The organism is Chryseoglobus sp. 28M-23, assembly GCF_014789785.1.
Taxonomy (GTDB): domain Bacteria; phylum Actinomycetota; class Actinomycetes; order Actinomycetales; family Microbacteriaceae; genus Microcella; species Microcella indica.
The window spans coordinates 1078530-1098433 of sequence record NZ_CP061846.1; the positions used below are offsets into that span (position 1 = coordinate 1078530).

Genomic DNA, 19904 nt, shown 5'->3' on the forward strand with positions numbered 1-19904 from the left:
TCCACAATTCAGGAGTCGGCGCCGGCTGAGGGGCCGTTCGGGGTCAGGTACGGCGTGTCGGAAAGCTTCTGCCGCACGATCTCCTGAGTTGTGGAGGCGCGAGCTGCTCAAGGCAGGCGCCCGCTCCGCCGGGAGGCGGAGAAGCCGCTCCGTCGGGCGGGGGACGTCGGTCGGCGCCCCCGTCGATAGCGTGGGAGCGATACTCGAATCGACCCACCGAGAAGGATGCGCATGCTCGCCGACCTGCAGGACAACACCGCCACCGTCGCCCCGATCTGGCAGTGGCTCGTGATCATGCCCGCGGCGGCCGTGCCGTTCATCGAGTCGTACTTCGCGGCGCCGATCGGCTTCCTCGCCGGTGCGTCGCCCCTCGTGGCGATTCCCGCGGCGATCGTCGGCAACGTGATCTCGATGGTGCTCGTCGTGCTGCTCGCCGGCCGGGTGCGGGGCGCGGCCGGAGCCGACGAGCAGCCGCTCTCGCCGCGACGAGCGCGCTTCAAGCGGCGCTTCGACGCCTGGGGCGTGCCCGGCGTGAGCCTGCTCGGCCAGACCCTGCTGCCGAGCCAGATCACGTCGGGCCTCATTGTCGGCTTCGGGGCGTCGCGCCAGCGCGTCATCCTGTGGCAGATCCTGTCGATCACGCTGTGGGGCGTCGGCTTCGGGCTGCTCGGCCTCGGCGTCGTGGCGGCGGCCGTCGGCTGATCGCCCCTAGCCCTGCGTGGCGGTCGACGCGGCGAGCCGAGCGAGCACGGCGGCGGGGTCGAGGAACTCGCCAGTGCGCTCGACCTCGTGCACGAGCTCGACCATGAGGGCGTTCACGGGCGTCGCCACGCCGGCCTCTGCTCCTGAGGCGACGACGACCCCGTTGAGTGCGTCGATCTCGGTGGCGCGCCCCCGACGGATGCTCTGCAGCGTCGATGCCGGATTCGGCACGTCTCCCATCCCGGCGGCGAGAGCCCGCGGCACCGCTTCGCCCGCGGCGTGGTCCTCGAGCAGCAGCAGTGCGACCTCGTCCGGCCCGACGGCACCGATGCGCGCCAGGTGCAGACCCTGCGCCCGCGCGACGGCGGCCGTCTCCCGCATGCCGCGCGTGAGCACCGCGCGCAGCGCGTCGTGCGCGACGACCTCCTGCACACTCAGCCCGGTGACTGCCGGCAGGGCGTTGACCTGATTGACGAGCAGCTTCGTCCACTGCGCGCCCACGATGTCGTCGACCACGCTGACCTCTGCGGGGAGAGCCGAGCGCAGCGCGGGCAGCGCGACGGCGACCGCGGCAGGGTCACCACCCAGCACGAGCGGGTTCGGGCCCGTCACGTCGACGCGCCCTGGCTCGAGGAGGCTCGCGGCGAAGAGCGCCAGGCCGATCGCGACGGGGGAGTGCGGCAGAGCATCCCGCACCGCGGCCTCGCCCCCGAGGCCGTTCTGCACGACGAGCGCGGGCGTGCCGTCCACGCGCGCCGCGGCCGCGAGAGCCGCCGTCGTGTCGTGCACCTTCGTCGTGACGACCAGGAGGTCGAGCGGGGCCGCGAGAGCCTCCACGACCCGAATACGGGCCCGGTGGTCGCCCCAGCCGCCGGTGAGCCGCAGCCCGTCGCGCGCGAGAGAGGCGCCGTGCTCGCCGCGCGCTGTCACGACCACGTCGTGCCCCGCGCGGTGGAGGAGCGCCGCGAGGGTGCCGCCGACGGCCCCGGCTCCGAGAACGGCGATGCGCATGCTCGGCATCCTACGCACTGCGCGCCGAGCGGTAGCGTGGATGCCGTGACTGCCGGGATGCTCTTCGTCGACAAGCCGCAGGGCCTCACGAGCCACGACGTCGTCGCCCGCGCGCGCCGTGCCCTCGACACGCGCAAGGTCGGGCACGCCGGCACCCTCGACCCGATGGCGACGGGCCTGCTGACGCTCGGCGTCGGCCCGGCCACGCGCCTGCTCACCTACCTCGTGGGCCTCGACAAGACGTACGAGACGACCATGCGGCTCGGGGTGGCGACGACGACCGACGACGCCGAGGGTGAGCCAGTCGGCGCTGCCGACCCGGCGGCGCTCGAGGCGGTCACGCAGGAGAGGCTCGAGCGGGGCATCCGGAGCCTGACCGGCGAGATCGAGCAGGTGCCGAGCGCGGTGAGCGCCATCAAGGTCGACGGTCGGCGCGCCTACGATCGCGTGCGCGCCGGCGAGGAGGTCGAGCTCGCAGCGCGACGCGTGACGGTGAGCGCCTTCGAGGTGCTGGCCGTGCGTCGGCAGGCCGACGGCATCGAGGTGGATGCTCGCATCGACTGCTCGTCGGGCACCTACATTCGCGCGCTCGCGCGCGACCTCGGCGCCGATCTGGGTGTCGGCGGGCACCTCACGGCGCTCCGCCGCACGCGCGTGGGCCCGTTCGCCACGTCACGCGCCGTCGCGGTCGACGACATCACACCGGAGGTTCTCGTGTCGCCCGCCGAGGTGGCCGCACAGCTCTTCCCGGTCCTGACCGTGAGCGTCGACCAGGCGCGCGATCTCGGCCACGGCAAGACGCTCGCCCTGCCCGACGCGCCCGACGCCGAGCCCATGGCAGCGGTCGACGCGCGGGGGCGGCTCATCGCCCTCGTCGCCGTGCGGGCGGGCGTCGGCCGTACGCTGGTGGGATTCCCTCAGGAGGCAGCCGAATGATCGAGTGGTTCACCATCGCGCAGATCGTCGTCGCGCTGCTCGTCGGGCTCGTGTGCCTCGTGCTCGGCGGCATCGGCACGAGGCCGAATGATGTCTCCGTGCTCAGCTCGGCCCTCGTCGCTCTGCTGCTGCTCGCGCAGGTCGTCATCTCCATCGTCGCGCCGTTCGCGGGCAACACGCCCACGGGCGACCCGGTCGAGTACTGGATCTACCTCGTCACGGCGCTCCTGCTGCCCGTGCTCGCCGTCATCTGGGCGCTCATCGACCGCTCGCGGTGGGCGACCGTCATCCTCGGGGTCGCCGCGATCACGGTGGCGGTCATGCTCTACCGCATGCAGCAGATCTGGTTCGTGCAGATCTACACGCCCGTCGTGTAGTCGCGGCGGCGGTCGGGCGGCGTGTCAGGCGCGGCTGTCAGGCGGCGTTGCGGGGCGTGGGCAGCGCGGCGATGGCGGCGAGCACCTCGTCGAGCCCGGCCACGAGATCGGGCACGACGAGAATCGCCTCGGTCTGCCGTAGCTCGTCGACCGTGAACGCCCCCGTCGCGACGGCGATGAACGGGATGCCCGCGGCCCGAGCCGCCTCGTCATCGCGCGGGGTGTCGCCGATGATGACGAGAGTGTCGTCGGGCAGGGCCGCGCGGGCTGCCGCGGTGATCTCGCTGCGGTCGCGGGCCGTCGCGCCGAAGTACGAGCGCTCCCAGTCGAACGCCGCATCGCCGAGCGCCTCGGCCGTGAGCCCGGCGCCCTCGAGCTTGACGCGCGAGCGCGTGAGCGAGTTGCCCGTGAGGAGGGCGTTGCGCCACCCTCGGGCGGCGCACGCGCGCAGAGCATCCTCGACCCCTGGTGCGGTCTCGCGGCGGTCGCCGCGCTCGGCGCGCTCCACCGAGAGCTCGTCGAGCACGGTGCGGGCGCGCTCGTGCCAGTCGTCGCCGTAGCCGAAGTGGGTGAGGATCTCGCTGAGGATGAGCCCGTCGGGCTTGCCGTGCGTGCGCGGCAGGGCCGGGCCGAGCTCGCGCTCCACGGCGCGCTCGACCGCCGAGTGGTAGAGCTCACCGCCGCCGGAGTATGCGTTCAGCAGGAGGGTTCCGTCGACGTCCCAGAGGATGGTGGTGGTCACCCCTCCAGCCTGCCAGAGCGGCGCACGTTGCTCTGCACGGCCTCGGCGAGCTCGCGCGAGTCGGCGGCGATGCCGTGGATGATCGAGGAGTCGAGTCGGCGCTGCCAGGGCAGGCCGATCCAGTACAGGCCGTCGACGGGGGAGACGCCGCGGTCGTGGCGGGGTGCGCCGTGGTCGGTCAGGGCTCCGTCGACCTGCACGAAGGGGTAGTGGGCGCGGAATCCGGTGCCCCACAGCACGCCATCCACCTCGACCCGCGTGCCGTCCTGCAGCTCGAGCTCTCGACCGGCGGCGCCGACCACGCGGCTCGTGAGCAGCCGCAGGCGCCCTGCGCGGATGGCGCGCTTCGCCTGCGTGCCGAGGATGCCGTCCCCGCGCGAGTGGATGTACTCGCTGATGCGGCTGTCGGCGGGCGAGCTGAGGACGCCGAAGAGCTTCAGGGGCCAGTAGACGGTCACCCCGAGGATCCGTTCGGGAATGAACCACGGCTTCTCCGGCGCGATCATCGTGACCTCGTGCGTCGCCGACAGCTCGTCGGCGAGCTGCGCGGCCGAGTTGCCGCCGCCCACGACCGCGATGCGCCCAGGTGGTAGATCCTCCGGGCCCTCGTACGCGGTCGAGTGCACCTGCACGACCTCGGGGTGCAGGCCCGCGGCGACTCGGGGCACGCGCGGGTACTGGAACGGACCCGTCGCGATGACGACAGCGCGCGCGTGCACGGTGCCGCGCGTCGTGTCGGCGACGAAACCGCCGCCGTCGCCGTCGCCGTCGCGGGCGATCGCCGTCACGCGAGTCTGCGCCACGACGGGCAGCGCGTTCTTCTCTGCGTACGCCTCGAGGTAGTCGGCGATCTCGTCCTTGGTGGGGTAGTAGCCCGCCGAGTCGGGCATGGGCAGCCCCGGCAGCGCCGAGAACCGCCGCGGGGTGAAGAGCACGAGGCTGCGCCAGCGCGCCCGCCAGACATCGCCGACGCGCTCACGATCGTCGACGATCACGAAGGGCACGCCCGCCTCGCGCAGCCGGTAGCCCATACCGAGGCCGGCTTGCCCGCCGCCGACGATGAGCACGTCGGTGCTCTCGGGCAGCGCGCCGTCGTCAGGTGTCGTCGTCATGGCATGCACTCCACTCGCGTAGTTCGGCGTCGACGCCCCGACCGACGGGCGCGGCGCCTCCACAATTCAGGAGATCGGGATGCTCGCACCGCGCGACACGCCCGGCAGAGCATCCCGGCCCTCGTTCTGCAGTGTCGCCTCCTGAATTGTGGAGATGCCGCACGGCAGGCGGCGCCGCGCAGGTCGAGCGAGCGCGGGGCTGGGAGGATGGACCCGTGCCCAGTGCCCTGCCGATCGCCGACCCGGCCCCCGAGGACGGGATGCTGCCGCCGACCGTCGCGGAGGGCGCCGAGCAGCGCGACCTCGGCGTGTACCTGCACGTTCCCTACTGCCGCGTGCGGTGCGGCTACTGCGACTTCAACACGTATACGGCCGACGAGGTGCGCGGGGTGAAGCGCAGCGACTTCGCCGACCAGGCGATCGCCGAGCTGGACCTCGCCGCGCGCGTGCTCGATGCCGCCGGCCTGCCGCCGCGGCCCGCGAGCACGGTCTTCCTCGGCGGGGGGACGCCCACGATCCTGCCGCCCGCCGATCTTGCCCGCATGATCGGCGCTGTGCGCGACCGCTTCGGTCTCGCGCCTGGCGCGGAGGTGACGACCGAGTCGAACCCCGACTCGATCGACGCCGCGGGCCTCGCCGCGCTCGCGGAGGCCGGCGTGACGCGCGTCTCGTTCGGCATGCAGTCGGCGGTGCCGCACGTGCTGCGCACGCTCGAGCGCACCCACGACCCCGAGAACGTGGCGCGCCGCGTCGCCGAGGCGCGCGCAGCCGGGCTCGCGGTGAGCCTCGACCTCATCTACGGCACGCCGGGCGAGTCGCCCGCCGACTGGGAGGCGAGCCTCGCGGCCGCGCTCGCCGAGCGGCCCGATCATGTCAGCGCATACGCCCTCATCGTCGAGGAAGGCACGAAGCTCGCCCGCCAGATCGCTCGAGGCGAGGTGGCTCCCGTGGACGACGACCTGCACGCGGCGGCCTACGAGGCGGCGGATGCTCGGCTCACGGCGGCCGGATACCACTGGTACGAGGTCAGCAACTGGGCGGCGTCACCCGAGCAGCGCTCGCGGCACAACCGCGCGTACTGGACGGGGCAGGACTGGTGGGGTGTGGGCCCCGGGGCGCACAGCCACGTCGGCGGGGTGCGCTGGTGGAACGTCAAGCACCCTCACGCCTACGCGCAGCGGGTCGGGGCAGGAGTGAGCCCCGCCGCCGGTCGCGAGACGCTCGACGCCGAGACGCGGCGCGTCGAGCGCGTTCTGCTCGAGACGCGACTGCGCGAGGGGCTGGACCGCGAGCTGCTGACGCCTTCGGGGCGGCACGCAGTCGCGGGCCTGCTCGCCGACGAACTCATCGAGCCGGCCGCCGCATTCGCGGGTCGCGTCGTGCTGACCCTGCGCGGGCGGCTACTGGCCGACGCTGTCGTGCGACGACTGCTGCCGGACTGAGCGAGCGGGTGAGCTAGGTGAGGAACTTGATCGCGACGGGGTAGTAGTACTCCTCGCCCCGGTTGGCCGCGATCGCGGCGATGATGCCGAACACGAGCACGAGGATGCCCACGGCGAGCAGCACGAGGAACCCGATGAAGACGAACACCGTGACGTAGCCGACGACGTAGCCGATGAGCATGGTGAGCTGGAAGTTGAGCGCCGTCGTGGAGTGCCCGCGGATGAACGGCCCGCGTTCCTTGAGCACGAGGTAGCCGATGAGGGCGGGCACGAAGCCGAAGAAGATGCCACCGACGTGGATGAGGGTCGCCCACAGCTTCTCTTCCTCGGGCCGCAGGGGAGCGGGTGCTGTGGCGTACGGGTTGACGGGCGGCTGCTGGCTCATGGGGCCATTAAACACCGAACGGGGCCCGGCGCGGTAGCGCGCGGGCCCCGTGGGCCGAAAGCGATGACCTACTTGATGAGGCGGATCGACACGGCGTAGCGGTACGCGGTGCCGTCCTTGGCCTTCGTGAAGCCCATGATCGAGAAGATCACGGCGAACACCCACACGGCGAGCGGGAAGATCCAGCCGATGAGCGCCCAGAGGCCGAGCGTCACGGCGCCGAGGATGGCGTTCAGGATGAAGATGACGACCTGCGCGATCGCCACCGTGATCTGGAAGTTCAGAGCCTCCTTGGCCTCCTGGTTCGTGAACGAACCACGGTCCTTGAAGACGAGCCAGATGATGAGAGCGGGCAGGAAGCCCAGGATTCCGCCGAGGTGGGCGAAGGAGGCCCACTGGCGGTCCTCGGTCTCGCTGAGGGGCTGGGCGGGCTGAGGAGCTGCGGGGGGCGGAGTGGACTCAGTCATGTGGGTGCTGCCTTTCAATCGTCCGAACAAGAGGGACCCGGGGTGGAGCCTGACGTGTGACTCGCATCGTTGCGGTGTACATAACTGCTCCGCGCGGTGCGAGCACATCAACACCGTAGTGCGCACCTTCGCCTGAGGCAACGATGCGCTCAGGGTGTGGCGGGGTAGAATTGGCAGTCAGTGGAATCGAGTGCCAGCGGCACGGCCACGACGACGGCCACGACAGCGAGCACGACGACGAGAGGGGCGGACATGGTTTCCGAACGCGCTCTGCACGTCTTGCGGGCCATCGTGCAGGACTACGTCGCCTCGCGCGAACCCGTCGGGTCGAAGGCCATCGTCGACCGTCACCAGTTCGGCGTCTCCGCCGCGACGATCCGCAACGACATGGCCATCCTCGAAGAGGAGGAGCTCATCTCGGCGCCCCACACCTCGTCGGGTCGGGTGCCGACCGACAAGGGCTATCGGGTCTTCGTCGACCAGCTCGCCGACCTGCGGCCGCTGAGCGCGGGTCAGCGCCAGGCGATCGCCGCCTTCCTCGATCAGTCGGTCGACCTCGACGACGTCTTCGCGCGCACCGTGCGCCTCCTCTCCTCACTCACCAACCAGGTCGCGCTCGTGCAGTACCCGACGCTGGGCAACGCCCGGGTGCGGCACATCGAGCTCGTGCCCATGAGCCCTACGCGCCTCATGACGGTGTTCATCACCGACGGCGGTCGTGTCGACCAGCGCATGATCGAGCTGCCGGTCGAGGCCGACGAGGTCTTCGTGGGGGAGCTGAGGGCGAAGCTCAACGCCGCGCTCTCCGGCCGCGCACTCGCCGAGGTCGGCACCGTCGCCGGCACGCTCGACGGCCAGTTCGCCCCCGACCGGCGGGAAGCCGTGCGCGTCGTCGCGGATGCCCTGCTCGGGCACGTCGACGAGCACCGCTCCGACCGGCTCGTCATGGCGGGCGCCGCGAACCTCGTGCGCACCGAGCAGGACTTCGCCGGCAGCGTCTACCCCGTCCTCGAGGCGATCGAGGAGCAGGTGACGCTCCTGAAGCTGTTCAGCGAGATGCAGCTCGACAGCCAGGGGGTGTCGGCCCGCATCGGCCGCGAGAACGATGCGGCGCTGCACGAGGCCGCCGTCGTCACGAGCGCGTACAGCATGGGCCGCGACTCGAGCGCGAAACTCGGGGTGCTCGGCCCCACCCGTATGGACTACTCGAACAACATGGCAGCGGTCCGCGCCGTGGCGCGCTACGTGTCGCGACTGCTCGGTGAGGAATAAGTGGCAGACCACTACGAAGTGCTCGGAATCGATCGCGGTGCGAGCGCCGATGAGGTGAAGAAGGCGTACCGACGCTTGGCGCGAGAGCTGCACCCCGACGTCAACCCGAGCGGGGAGGCGGCTGAGCGGTTCAAGCAGGTCACGCACGCCTACGACGTGCTGAGCGACCCGCAGCAGCGCCAGCAGTACGACATGGGCGGCAGCGGCGGCATGGGCGGAGCATCCGGATTCGGAGGCTTCGGCGACATCTTCGAGACGTTCTTCGGCGGCGGCCAGTCGCAGCGCGGCCCCCGGTCGCGCCGCGAGCGCGGCCAGGACGCCCTCCTGCGCGTCGAGGTCGAGCTCGACGAGATCATCTTCGGCACCCACCGCGAGATTGAGGTCGACACGGCCGTGCTCTGCGAGACCTGCAACGGCTCCTGCTGCTCGCCCGGCACCGAGCCTGCCACGTGCGACATCTGCCGCGGCTCCGGCCAGATTCAGCGCACCGTGCGCAGCCTCCTCGGCAACGTGCTCACCTCGTCGCCGTGCGGCACCTGCCGCGGCTACGGCACCGTGATTCCGAGCCCGTGCCCCACGTGCGCCGGCCAGGGCCGCGTGCGCGCGCGCCGCACGGTCGCCGTCGACATTCCCGCGGGAGTCGATACGGGCCTGCGCATCCAGCTGCCCGGCCAGGGCGAGGTCGGCCCGGCCGGTGGCCCCAACGGCGACCTGTACCTCGAGATGAAGGTCAAGACGCACGAGACGTTCAGCCGCAACGGCGACGACCTGCTCGCGACCGTCGAGGTGCAGATGGCCGACGCGATCCTCGGCACGACGGTGACGCTCCCGGGTCTCGACGGCGATGTGAGCGTCGAGCTCAAGGCCGGCACGCAGAGCGCCGAGATCATCACGATCAAGGATCGGGGCATCACGCGACTGCGCGGCTCCGGCCGCGGTGATCTCAAGATCGGCGTGCAGGTCGTCACCCCGGCCCGTCTCAACAGCAAGGAGACCGAGCTCATCAAGCAGTTCGCCGCGAGCCGTCGGCCCGTGCCGCCGCAGTTCGCGACGTTCCAGCAGGGGCTCTTCTCCAAGCTGCGCGACCGGTTCCTCAACCTGTAGCCGAGCGCATGGCGCACTTCTACCTCGACGAGAGCCTCGCAGCGCAGCTGAGTGCGGCGGGCGAGGAGGCCGGGGCAGTCGTCGCGCTGCAGGGCGCGGATGCCCGGCACGCCGTCACAGTCGCACGCGTGCGCTCCGGCGAGAGCCTGCGGCTCGGCGACGGCGCGGGACTCGTGCTGCACGGCACGGTGACCGAGGCGGACCCGGCCGCCGTCGCACTGCGGGTCGAGCGCGTCGAGCGCCACGAGCGGCCTGCGCCGCGCATCCTGCTCGCGCAGGCGCTCGCCAAAGGCGACCGGGACGAGCTCGCCGTGCAGGCCGCGACAGAGCTGGGCGTCGGCGGTGTCATCCCCTGGCAGGCCGCGCGCAGCGTGTCGCGGTGGGAGGGGCCCAAGGTCGCGAAGGGCGTCGCGCGCTGGCAGTCGATCGTGCGCGAGGCGAGCAAGCAGTCGTTGCGGCCGTGGCTGCCCGAGGTCGAGCAGCTCGCCTCGACTCGGGAGCTTGCGGCGCGAGCATCCGGTGCCGTCATGTTCGTGCTCGACACCGCGGGCGAGCGCCCGCTCACCGCCCTGACCGCGGCCGACCTGGGGGAGCGCGACCTCGTGCTCGTCGTCGGGCCGGAGGGAGGCATCGCCGACGCCGAGCTCGCCGAGCTGGAGGCGGCGGGGGCCCACCGTGTGCGGCTCGGGGACACCGTGCTGCGCACGTCGACCGCGGGGCCTGCGGCGATCGCGCTGCTCAACGCCGCGCTCGGCCGCTGGTGACGGCGGCGGCGCGGCTTCTGCCCCTCGGCCGCCTCTCCGGCACCTGTCGGCTCCGCGCTCTAGACTGGACACCATGACGACGAGCGAGCCGACGATATTCGAGCGCATCATCGCGCGCGAGATTCCCGCCGACATCGTGCACGAGACCGACACGGTCATCGCCTTCCGCGACATCGCTCCGAAGGCGCCCGTGCATCTCCTCGTCGTGCCCAAGACCGCGCAGTACCGCACCGTCGCCGAGCTCGCCGCGGGAGACCCCGGCCTGCTCGCCGAGGTCGTCGCCGTCGCACAGGAACTCGCGCAGGAGCACGCCGACGGAGAGTTTCGCCTCGTGTTCAACACCGGCCCGAACGCGGGCCAGACCGTCTTCCACGTTCACGCCCACGTCCTGGCGGGCGGCCTAGCCGAAGGAACCCTTGCCGACTGACGATCTCGCGGCGAGCAACTCCTCCGCCGCTGACGCGCCCAGCGCCCCTGCGACTCCTGCCCCCGCGACCGCGCGGCGATCTCTCGAGGTCGACGGTGTCGCGATGGTGCGGCTGCTCGGCCCGCAGGACCGCCTGCTCACGACGCTAGAAGCCCAGTACCCGCTCGTCGACGTGCACGTGCGCGGCAACCAGGTGACGCTCGACGGCGACGCCGACCAGGTCGACGCCGCCTATCGTCTCGTCGACGAGCTCATCACGATGGTGCGGCAGGGCCAGGAGCTCGGGCCGGCCGAGGTGACCTCGTCGAAGCGCATCCTCGATGCCGGCGCTGGCAGCCCCGCAGAGGTGCTGAGCCAGGCGATCCTCACGAGCCGCGGCAAGAGCATCCGCCCCAAGACTCTCGGCCAGAAGGTCTACGTCGACGCGATCGATCTCAACACGATCGTCTTCGGCATCGGCCCCGCCGGTACCGGCAAGACGTACCTCGCCATGGCGAAGGCCGTGCAGGCGCTGCAGCGCAAGGAGGTCGAGCGCATCATCCTGACCCGCCCGGCCGTCGAGGCTGGTGAGAGGCTCGGGTTCCTGCCCGGCACGCTCACCGACAAGATCGACCCATACCTGCGGCCGCTCTACGACGCGCTCAACGAGATGATGGACCCGGAGCTCGTGCCCAAGCTGCTCACGACGGGCGTCGTCGAGGTGGCACCTCTCGCGTACATGCGCGGGCGCACGCTCAACAACTCGTTCATCGTCCTCGATGAGGCGCAGAACACGAGCCCCGAGCAGATGAAGATGTTCCTCACGCGGCTCGGCTTCGGCTCGAAGATGGTCGTGACCGGCGACATCACGCAGGTCGACCTGCCTGTCGGTGCCAGCGGGCTGCAGCTCGTGACGCGCGTGCTCGGTGAGATCGACGACATCCACTTCGCCCGCCTGACCTCCGACGATGTCGTGCGCCACTCGCTCGTCGGCCGCATCGTCGACGCCTACACGAAGTACGACGCGCAGAAGCAGGCGCAGCAGTACGAGCGCGAGCACGGCCGTGGTGCCGACGGTGGCGCGGATGCTCCCGGCGGCAACCGCGCAGAGCGTCGCGCCGGGCTCGGCGGCGCCCGAGGCGGCGGCGCGCAGCCCCGCGACCGGTTCCCCCGCCGGCCGCGACCCGAGACCGGAGGGCGCTGACGTGTCGATCGAGATCAACAACGAGTCGGGCTTCGACGTCGACGAGTCTGCCCTGCAGCGCCTCGTGCTGCACGCCTTCGACGCGTTGAGAGTGCACCGCGACGCCGAGCTCGCGATTCAGCTCGTCGACGAGGGCGCCATGGAGCGCCTGCACATCGAGTGGATGGACGAGCCTGGCCCGACCGACGTGCTGAGCTTCCCCATGGACGAGCTGCGCCCCGGCAGCGATGAGGAGCCCACGCCGCCCGGCCTGCTCGGCGACATCGTGCTGTGCCCGCAGGTCGCGGTCGGGCAGGCCGAGGCCGCGGGCCACTCGACGCTCGACGAGCTTCTGCTGCTGACCACGCACGGGCTGCTGCACCTGCTCGGATTCGACCACGCGGAACCCGAGGAGGAGCGCGAGATGTTCGGGCTGCAGCGCGACATCCTCGTGAGCTTCGCCCTCGACGAGCGGAAGCGCCGGCCGTGACCCTCGCGGTCGTCTTCTTCATCGTCGCCTTCGGGCTCGTCGCCTTCGGCGGTCTGCTCGCCGCGATCGACGCAGCCCTGAGCGTCGTGAGCCGCAACGACCTGCTCGACCTTGCGCCGGCGCGTCCGCGCCCGAAGCGGCTCTACGCCGTGGCGGGCGATATCGGCGCGCACGTCAACGCGCTCAACTTCCTCCGCATCGTCGCCGAGACATTCGCCGCGGTGCTCGTGACCCTCGCGCTCGCCTCCCTCTTCGAGGAGTGGTGGACAGCCCTCGCGCTGAGTGCCGCGATCATGATCATCGTCTCGTTCATCCTCGTCGGCTCGAGCCCGCGCAGCGTCGGCCGCGCGAACCCTCGCGGGATGCTCCGCTACACCGATTGGCTCATCCGAGGCGTCCGGCTCATCACGGGGCCCATCGCGGACGCCCTCGTCGCGGTCGGCAACCGTGTGACGCCTGGCCGCCCGAAGAGTGCCACCTTCTCGAGCGAGGAGCAGCTGCTGAGCATGGTCGACGAGGCCACCGACCTCGACGTGCTCGACGCCGACGACCGCGACCTCATCCGCTCCATCTTCGACTTCAACGAGACGATCGTGCGCGAGACGATGCTGCCGCGCACCGACATGGTGACGATCGAGCAGGGGTCGACCGTGACCGACGCCATGGCGCTCTTCCTCGCGAAAGGCGTGTCGCGCATCCCCGTCATCGGGGAGAGCAGCGATGACGTGCTCGGCATCATCTACCTGCGCGACGCCGCGCGGCTCGCCTACGAGCAGCCCGCAGCGTGCGCGACGACGAGCGTCGAGGAGCTCGCCAAGCCGGCCCTGTTCATCCCCGAATCCAAGAAGGCCGACGACGCCCTGCGCGAGATGCAGCTCGCCTCCAACCACATGGCGCTCGTCGTCGACGAGTACGGCGGCATCGCCGGCCTCGTCACGATGGAGGATCTCATCGAGGAGCTCGTCGGCGAGATCAGCGACGAGTACGACCGCGACGTCGCCATGTCTGAGCAGTTGAGCGACAACGAGTTCCGCGTGAGCGCGCGCATGCCCGTCGACGAACTCGGCGACCTGTTCGGCATCGAGCTCGACGACGACGAGGTCGACACGGTCGGCGGCCTCCTCGCGAAGCATGTCGGCCGCCTTCCCGTCGTGGGGTCGACGACCGAGGTCGACGGCCTGCACCTCACGGCCGAGCGCACCGAGGGTCGACGCAAGCGCGTGGTCACGGTGCTCGTCTCGGCCGACCAGGCCCTCATCGACGCGAAGCTCGCCTTCGCGAACTCGGCCGACACCGGGTCGACCCCGAACCAGGATGCTCGGCTCGAGCAGCACGGCAGCCCCTCGTGACCGCTCCAGGGCAGGAGGGCGCCGGCGAGCACCGCGCCGGCTTCGTGACCTTCGTCGGCCGCCCCAACGTCGGCAAGTCGACCCTCACGAACGCGCTCGTCGGCGAGAAGGTCGCCATCACGAGCTCGAAGCCGCAGACCACGCGGCGGGCGATCCGGGGGATCGTGCACCGGGCATCCGGCCAGTTGATCGTCGTCGACACGCCCGGCATGCACCGCCCGCGCACGCTCCTCGGCGAGCGGCTCAACGCCGTCGTGCAGGACACTCTCGGCGACGTCGACGTCATCGGGTTCTGCGTGCCGGCGGGGGAACCGATCGGGCCAGGCGACCGGTTCATCAACGAGCAGCTCGACAGCTTCGCGCGCACGCGCAAGATCGCGATCGTGACGAAGACCGACGACGCGTCGCGCGCGCGGGTCGCCGAGCAGCTGCTCGCCGTGTCGCAGCTGCGCGAGTGGGACGCGGTGATCCCGCTCTCGGCCGTTACGGGCGACCAGGTCGACCTGCTCGCCGACGAGCTCATCGCCCTCATGCCCGTCTCGCCGCCCCTGTACGAGGCGGATGCCGTGACCGAGGAGACCGCGATCGATCGGGTCGCCGAGCTCATCCGCGCGGCCGCGCTCGAGGGCGTGAGCGACGAGCTGCCCCACTCGCTCGCCGTGACCGTCGACGAGATGACCGAGCGCTCGGGCTCGGCCGTGCTCGACATCTTCGCCAACGTCTGGGTCGAGCGCGACAGCCAGAAGGGCATCATCATCGGGCACCGCGGTGCGCGCCTCACTGAGGTCGGCACGCGCGCCCGCCACTCGATCGAGGCGCTGCTCGGCCGCCGCGTGTACCTCAAGCTGCACGTCAAGGTCGCCAAGGAGTGGCAGCGCGACCCCAAGCAGCTCGGCAAGCTCGGCTTCTAGGGTCGCGCGGCCCCGCCCCGCTCCCGAGCGCGGCAGATTCGCCTCGAAAGGGGCGAACCTCGTTGGTCAAGCGCCCATTCGCGCCAGATCTGGCCCAGAATGCGGGATGCTGCGCTCGGGCTCAGCGGCGTGGCAGCAGGCCGTGGTCGTGCGCGTAGAGCACGACCTGCACGCGGTCGCGCAGCCCGAGCTTGGCGAGGATGCGCCCCACGTGCGACTTCACGGTCGCCTCGGAGACGAACTCGCGCGCGGCGATCTCGGCATTGCTCAGCCCCTGTGCGACGGCCGCGAAGATCTCGCGCTCCCGCTTGCTGAGGGCGCCGAGCTCGCGCTCGTGGGCCGCGGCGACTGCGGTGGCGTCGGGCCGCGGTCGAGCATCCACGTGGGCGAGCAAATCGCCGATCGCCCCGGGGGCGACGACCGCGTGACCGCCGTGCACGGCGCGGATGGCGGCGAGCAGGAACTCGGGCTCGGCATCCTTGAGCAGGAACCCGCTCGCGCCCGCGCGGATCGCCCGCAGCGCCGCATCGTCGAGGTCGAAGGTCGTGAGCACGATGACGCGCGGCGGGGTGCGGCCCGACTCCTCGGCACTGCGCAGAATGCCCGCCGTGCCGGCGATGCCGTCGGCCCGGGGCATCCGGATGTCGATAAGCACGACGTCGGGGCGCTGCTCGGTGGCGACGACCACTGCCTCCGCGCCGTCACCGGCCTCGCCCACCACGGTCAAGTCGGGCTGCGAGTCGATGAGCATGCGCACCCCGCGCCGGAACAGCGGCTGGTCGTCGACGAGCAAGACGCGGATGGGGGTGCTCACGAGCGCAGGCTCCACGGCAGGGCCGTCGCAAGGTCGGTAGTGCGGGGGATCGAGACGAAGGTGAGCTGCACGACGATGGGCGCGGGAGGAGGCGGGGTCGTCACGCGCTCACCTCCGCCGACTCGCTGACGTCGGCCGACCGAGTGACCTCTCCCGGCTCCGCAGGCTCAGGGCTCGGCTCAAGGGGCAGGCGCAGCCGCACGCGAAACGTCTCGCCCTCGTGCACGCTCAGCACGCCGCCGGCGAGGGTCGCGCGCTCGCGCATCCCGTCGATGCCGTGGCCGCGGTGCGGCGGCTCGGCAGGCTCGCTGCGTTCGGTCGCTGCGCTGGCCGGTGCGGTGTTGGTCACGACGAGGTCGACGGCGTCGGCGCCCCACTCGAGCTCGACGGCGGTCGGCTCGTCGCGGTCGCCGTGCCGCAGCGCGTTCGTGAGCGCCTCCTGCAGGATGCGGTAGAGCGCGAGCGCCCGCGCCTCGGTCAGGTGGCCGCGGTCGCCGAACTCTCGCTCGGCGAGGGTCAAGCCTGCCTCGCGCATCGAGTCGAGCAGGGCGCCGAGGTCGTCGACTCCCGGTTGCGGGCCGTCTTCCTGCGTGTGGCGCAGGCCCGTGAGCAGCACGCGCACGTCGGCGAGGGCATCCCGTGCCGTCTGCGCGATCGTCTCGAAGGCATCGGCGGCCTGCTCGTCACGCTGCGCCGTCGCATATCGGGCGCCGTCGGCCTGCGCGATCACGACTGTGAGGGAGTGCGCCACGACATCGTGCACATCGCGCGCCACGCGTGTTCGCTCGGCTTCGAGGTCGGCGCGGGTGAGGGCGGCGTCGCGCTGGGTGGCGGTCTGCTCCACCTCGGTCGTCAGGGTCCGGCGCGCTCGTGCGCTGCGCAGCAGCTCGCCCCCGAACCAGGCGAGCGCTGGCATGAGCAGGACGAGGAGACTCAGCGGGCCGAGACCATAGCCGACGTACCCGATACCGCCTGCGATGAACGCGACGGTCAGCGCGAGGGCGAAAGAGCGCCCCAGCCAGCGGACCTGATCGGAACCGTAGGCGACGGCACCGAAGACGGCGATGTAGATCGGGAACCATAGGGCTCCGTTGGGAGTGCCTCCTGACCACCCGGCGAGGGAGACGACCACGATGGGGGCCGCTGAGATGAGGAGGCCCCACAACGGGCGGATGCGATGCAGGGCGATTCCGGCGCCGAGTGGAAGGAGGAGTACGCCGACGAGGTAGTTGCTGGTGACGCTCGTCGCGTAGTACGCGGCCGTGAACGAGAACAGCACTCCCACCGAGATCTCTGAGATGAGTCGCAGTCGAATGGCGTGGCGAGAGAGGCGGTCGAGCACTGAGTCGATCATGTCCGCCACGCTAGGGCCCGCGCGGCCCGCGGTCGCCCGAAACGCGCGCCGCTCACTCCTGCGGGGGAGCAGTTTCATCCGAAAGGCTGAGGTCGAGCATCCCGTAGCCACCACGTGCCGCGTCAGAGGTCCAGATTTGCCCCAAACGGGGTGACCTCGTGTCGGTGAGCGCCCATATGCGCCAGATCTGGCACGAAGGGGCGGCGCGACGCCGCGTTGGCGGCCTCGCGGGGCGCGGGTGTACCCTGAGAGCGTGTTCGGCCAGCTCCTTCTTCGCTGCCGCGACGAGGCTTAGTCCACCAGCCTCCCTCGTCGCGGAGTTTGTCGTCGGCTGAAACCCCGACCCGCGCAGAGCGGTACAGACGAGACCAGCAGGAGCACATCATGGAGAACCGCCAGCAGCCCTCCGGCATGCCGACGAGCAAGTACACGCCGTTCCACGAGCAGATCCGGGTCGAGCTGCCCGACCGCACGTGGCCGACCAAGCGCATCACGCACGCACCGCGCTGGTGCGCCGTCGACTTGCGCGACGGCAACCAGGCCCTCATCGACCCGATGAGCCCCGAGCGCAAGCGGGTCATGTTCGACCTGCTCGTGCGCATGGGGTTCAAGGAGATCGAGGTCGGGTTCCCGAGCGCGAGCCAGACCGACTTCGACTTCGTGCGCACGCTCATCGAGGACGACCTCATCCCGGATGACGTGACCATCCAGGTGCTCACGCAGTGCCGTGAGCACCTCATCCAGCGCACCTACGAGTCGATCAAGGGCGCGAAGCGCGCGATCGTGCACTTCTACAACTCGACGTCGGTGCTGCAGCGCGAGGTCGTGTTCCGCAGCGACCGCGAGGGCATCAAGCAGATCGCGCTCGAGGGCGCGCGCCTGTGCCGCTCGTTCGAGTCGACGGTGCCGGGCACCGAGGTGTTCTACGAGTACAGCCCCGAGAGCTACACGGGCACCGAGCTCGAGTACGCCGTCGAGGTGTGCAACGCCGTGCTCGACGTGCTCGAGCCGACCCCTGAGCGCAAGGTCATCATCAATCTGCCCGCGACGGTCGAGATGGCGACGCCGAACGTCTACGCCGACTCGATCGAGTGGATGAACCGCCACCTCGCCCACCGCGAGAACGTGATCCTGAGCCTGCACCCGCACAACGACCGGGGCACCGCCGTGGCCGCCGCCGAGCTCGGCTACCTCGCGGGGGCCGACCGCATCGAGGGCTGCCTGTTCGGCAACGGCGAGCGCACCGGCAACGTCGACCTCGTCGCGCTCGGCATCAACCTCTTCACGCAGGGCATCGACCCGCAGCTCGACTTCAGCGACCTCGACGAGATCAAGCGCACGGCCGAGTACTGCAACCAGCTCAAGGTGCACGAGCGCTCGCCCTGGGCGGGCGACCTCGTCTACACGGCCTTCAGCGGGTCGCACCAGGACGCCATCAAGAAGGGCTTCGAGGCGATGGATGCCCGGGCCGCCGCCGCGGGAGTGACGAGCGACGACATTCCCTGGGGCGTGCCCTACCTGCCCGTCGACCCCAAGGATCTGGGTCGATCGTACGAGGCGGTGATCCGCGTCAACTCGCAGTCCGGCAAGGGCGGGGTCGCCTACCTGCTCAAGACCGACCGCAAGCTCGACCTGCCCCGCAAGCTGCAGATCGAGTTCAGCCACGTCGTGCAGGCCAAGACGGACGCTGACGGCGGCGAGGTCACAAGCGACCAGATCTGGGAGATCTTCCAGGACGAGTACCTGCCGGCACCCGACGCCGATGCCAAGTGGGGCCGCTTCGAGCTGCTGTCGACCCGCACGGCGTCCGACATGACGGGTACCGTCACCCTCAACGCGACCCTGCGCGACGGAGAGGAGATCGCCGCGACCGAGGCGACCGGCAACGGTCCCGTCGCGGCGTTCCTCAGCATGATGGAGCACCAGGGCATCAGCATCCGCCTGTTCGACTACGTCGAGCACGCGCTGAGCGCCGGCGGGGATGCTCTGGCCGCGAGCTACGTCGAGCTCGAGGTCGACGGCCGCACGCTGTGGGGTGTGGGCATCGACGCCGACATCTCGACGGCGTCGCTCAAGGCCGTCGTCTCGGCGGTCAACCGTGCCATCAGGCTCGACGCCTCCGACCGCGAGGGCGAGCTCGTCGGCGCCTAGTGCGGGCGCCGCTCGGCGGCGGCCCGGTGACGGGCTGCCGCCGCATCCCGCCGCCCCGATCTCCACAATTCAGGAGTCGTTGACACAACGCGGCCGTCGACACGCCGTGAGAGCGCGGCCACGCGCGAGCGTGCGGCGCCGTCTCCTGAATTGTGGAGACGAACGGGGTGCGGGAACGTCCGTCGGCGGGTGGTCGCGGCCCAGTCGGCGAAGCGGATGCCCGGCCCGGGCACCCCGGTGGTGTGCAGCCCGGCGCGGTAGGCGGCGACGAGCGTGCCGGGCGCGCGCCATTCGACGACCCGGCGTGGGGCCGCCTCTGCCGACGCGCCGTGCGCGACGAGCCACTGCTGGGCGAGCTCGGCCATCGGCAGCGCTTCGGGGCCGCCGAGGTCGTCGACACGCTCGTTCACTGGCTCCGCGGCCGCGAGCGATACGAGCCGGTCGGCGACCGCCGCGGTGCTGATGGGCTGGAACGGCGTGTCGAGCGCGTTCACGCGCGGCAGGAGTCGCTGGGCGCGGAAGAACCCCGCCACGAAGTCGTGGAACTGCGTCGCCCGCAGAATCGTGAACGGCACGCCGGAGCCGGCGACGAGTTCCTCGCACGCGAGCTTCGCGCGGTAGTAGCCGAGCGGCACGGTGTCGACGCCTACGATCGACAGGTACACGAGGTGCTGCACCCCCGCGGAACGAGCAGCGTCGACGAGGTGCTGGGTCGCACGAGCATCCGACCGTCGGTTCGTGGCGAGGTGAAGCACCGTGTCGACGCCGTCGAGTGCCTCCCGCAGGCCGACTCCCGACTGCAGGTCGGCGACGACGTGCGCGTCGCCGAGACGGCGGCTCAGGATGCGCGGCTCGACGCCGGCTGCGCGCAGAGCTTCGACGGTGGGGCGGCCGAGGGTTCCGGTGCCGCCGGTGATGAGCAGGGTCACACT

Annotated in this window: 21 protein-coding genes; 13 read left to right on the top strand and 8 right to left on the bottom strand. The window is 71.1% G+C overall.

The features are described from left to right. The first annotated feature begins 231 nt into the window (after positions 1–231). Positions 232–702, top strand: coding sequence for a hypothetical protein (locus IE160_RS05250; protein WP_191151841.1), 471 nt, complete (start codon positions 232–234; stop codon positions 700–702). Between the two features lie 6 nt (positions 703–708). Here IE160_RS05250 and IE160_RS05255 read toward each other — a convergent pair whose 3' ends face one another. Next, entirely contained in the window at positions 709–1713 is a 1005-nt protein-coding gene (locus tag IE160_RS05255) for a ketopantoate reductase family protein (protein ID WP_191151842.1), read from the bottom strand. A 57-nt stretch (positions 1714–1770) separates the two neighbouring features. On the opposite strand from IE160_RS05255, the gene truB reads away from it, so the two are divergent. Then, a complete protein-coding gene (gene truB, locus IE160_RS05260) occupies positions 1771–2649 on the top strand; it encodes a tRNA pseudouridine(55) synthase TruB (protein ID WP_191151986.1) in 879 nt (292 codons plus the stop codon). Beyond that, a complete protein-coding gene (locus tag IE160_RS05265; protein ID WP_191151843.1) occupies positions 2646–3026 on the top strand; it encodes a hypothetical protein in 381 nt (126 codons plus the stop codon). The genes truB and IE160_RS05265 overlap by 4 nt, the downstream gene beginning before the upstream one ends. Positions 3027–3063: 37 nt before the next feature. Here IE160_RS05265 and IE160_RS05270 read toward each other — a convergent pair whose 3' ends face one another. Further along, positions 3064–3768 carry an HAD family hydrolase gene (locus IE160_RS05270; RefSeq protein ID WP_191151844.1) on the bottom strand — a complete coding sequence of 235 codons (705 nt, stop codon included), beginning with the start codon at positions 3766–3768 and terminating at the stop codon, positions 3064–3066. Then, complete coding sequence (locus tag IE160_RS05275; RefSeq protein ID WP_191151845.1) at positions 3765–4880, bottom strand: flavin-containing monooxygenase; 1116 nt, start codon at positions 4878–4880, stop codon at positions 3765–3767. Before IE160_RS05275 ends, IE160_RS05270 begins: the two co-directional genes overlap by 4 nt. Before the next feature lie 215 nt (positions 4881–5095). Between IE160_RS05275 and hemW the strand changes: the two genes are divergently transcribed. Next, positions 5096–6322, top strand: a complete 1227-nt coding sequence (gene hemW, locus IE160_RS05280; RefSeq protein ID WP_191151846.1) for a radical SAM family heme chaperone HemW — start codon at positions 5096–5098, stop codon at positions 6320–6322. Between the two features lie 13 nt (positions 6323–6335). On the opposite strand, the gene IE160_RS05285 is transcribed toward hemW, so the two are convergent. Beyond that, positions 6336–6707, bottom strand: coding sequence for a DUF4870 domain-containing protein (locus IE160_RS05285; protein WP_191151847.1), 372 nt, complete (start codon positions 6705–6707; stop codon positions 6336–6338). Between the two features lie 68 nt (positions 6708–6775). Continuing rightward, complete coding sequence (locus IE160_RS05290) at positions 6776–7174, bottom strand: DUF4870 domain-containing protein (protein WP_152583044.1); 399 nt, start codon at positions 7172–7174, stop codon at positions 6776–6778. 252 nt (positions 7175–7426) lie between these two features. Between IE160_RS05290 and hrcA the strand changes: the two genes are divergently transcribed. The 8 genes from hrcA to era all read left to right on the top strand — a co-directional run bounded on the left by hrcA (position 7427) and on the right by era (position 14653). Then, a complete protein-coding gene (hrcA, locus tag IE160_RS05295) occupies positions 7427–8446 on the top strand; it encodes a heat-inducible transcriptional repressor HrcA (protein ID WP_191151848.1) in 1020 nt (339 codons plus the stop codon). Then, positions 8447–9550, top strand: a complete 1104-nt coding sequence (dnaJ, locus tag IE160_RS05300; protein WP_152583042.1) for a molecular chaperone DnaJ — start codon at positions 8447–8449, stop codon at positions 9548–9550. Positions 9551–9558: 8 nt separating this feature from the next. Then, entirely contained in the window at positions 9559–10314 is a 756-nt protein-coding gene (locus IE160_RS05305) for a 16S rRNA (uracil(1498)-N(3))-methyltransferase (protein ID WP_191151849.1), read from the top strand. 73 nt (positions 10315–10387) lie between these two features. Further along, entirely contained in the window at positions 10388–10741 is a 354-nt protein-coding gene (locus IE160_RS05310; protein WP_179873650.1) for a histidine triad nucleotide-binding protein, read from the top strand. A 103-nt stretch (positions 10742–10844) separates the two neighbouring features. After that, entirely contained in the window at positions 10845–11924 is a 1080-nt protein-coding gene (locus tag IE160_RS05315) for a PhoH family protein (RefSeq protein WP_191151987.1), read from the top strand. A gap of 1 nt (position 11925) precedes the next feature. Then, positions 11926–12393: an rRNA maturation RNase YbeY gene (ybeY, locus tag IE160_RS05320; RefSeq protein WP_179873651.1), complete on the top strand. Its 468-nt coding sequence runs from the start codon at positions 11926–11928 to the stop codon at positions 12391–12393. Then, entirely contained in the window at positions 12390–13742 is a 1353-nt protein-coding gene (locus IE160_RS05325) for a hemolysin family protein (RefSeq protein WP_179873652.1), read from the top strand. Before ybeY ends, IE160_RS05325 begins: the two co-directional genes overlap by 4 nt. Continuing rightward, the gene (era, locus tag IE160_RS05330; RefSeq protein ID WP_191151850.1) at positions 13739–14653 is read left to right on the top strand and encodes a GTPase Era; all 915 of its coding nucleotides are present in this window, start codon (positions 13739–13741) and stop codon (positions 14651–14653) included. The genes IE160_RS05325 and era overlap by 4 nt, the downstream gene beginning before the upstream one ends. Before the next feature lie 121 nt (positions 14654–14774). On the opposite strand, the gene IE160_RS05335 is transcribed toward era, so the two are convergent. Beyond that, a complete protein-coding gene (locus tag IE160_RS05335; RefSeq protein WP_179873654.1) occupies positions 14775–15467 on the bottom strand; it encodes a response regulator in 693 nt (230 codons plus the stop codon). A gap of 100 nt (positions 15468–15567) precedes the next feature. Further along, the gene (locus tag IE160_RS05340; RefSeq protein ID WP_191151851.1) at positions 15568–16821 is read right to left on the bottom strand and encodes a sensor histidine kinase; all 1254 of its coding nucleotides are present in this window, start codon (positions 16819–16821) and stop codon (positions 15568–15570) included. Positions 16822–17205: 384 nt separating this feature from the next. On the opposite strand from IE160_RS05340, the gene leuA reads away from it, so the two are divergent. Continuing rightward, positions 17206–18972 carry a 2-isopropylmalate synthase gene (leuA, locus tag IE160_RS05345; RefSeq protein WP_191151852.1) on the top strand — a complete coding sequence of 589 codons (1767 nt, stop codon included), beginning with the start codon at positions 17206–17208 and terminating at the stop codon, positions 18970–18972. Here leuA and IE160_RS05350 read toward each other — a convergent pair. After that, a complete protein-coding gene (locus IE160_RS05350; RefSeq protein WP_191151853.1) occupies positions 18969–19901 on the bottom strand; it encodes an SDR family oxidoreductase in 933 nt (310 codons plus the stop codon). The genes leuA and IE160_RS05350 overlap by 4 nt on opposite strands. Positions 19902–19904: the final 3 nt, after the last annotated feature.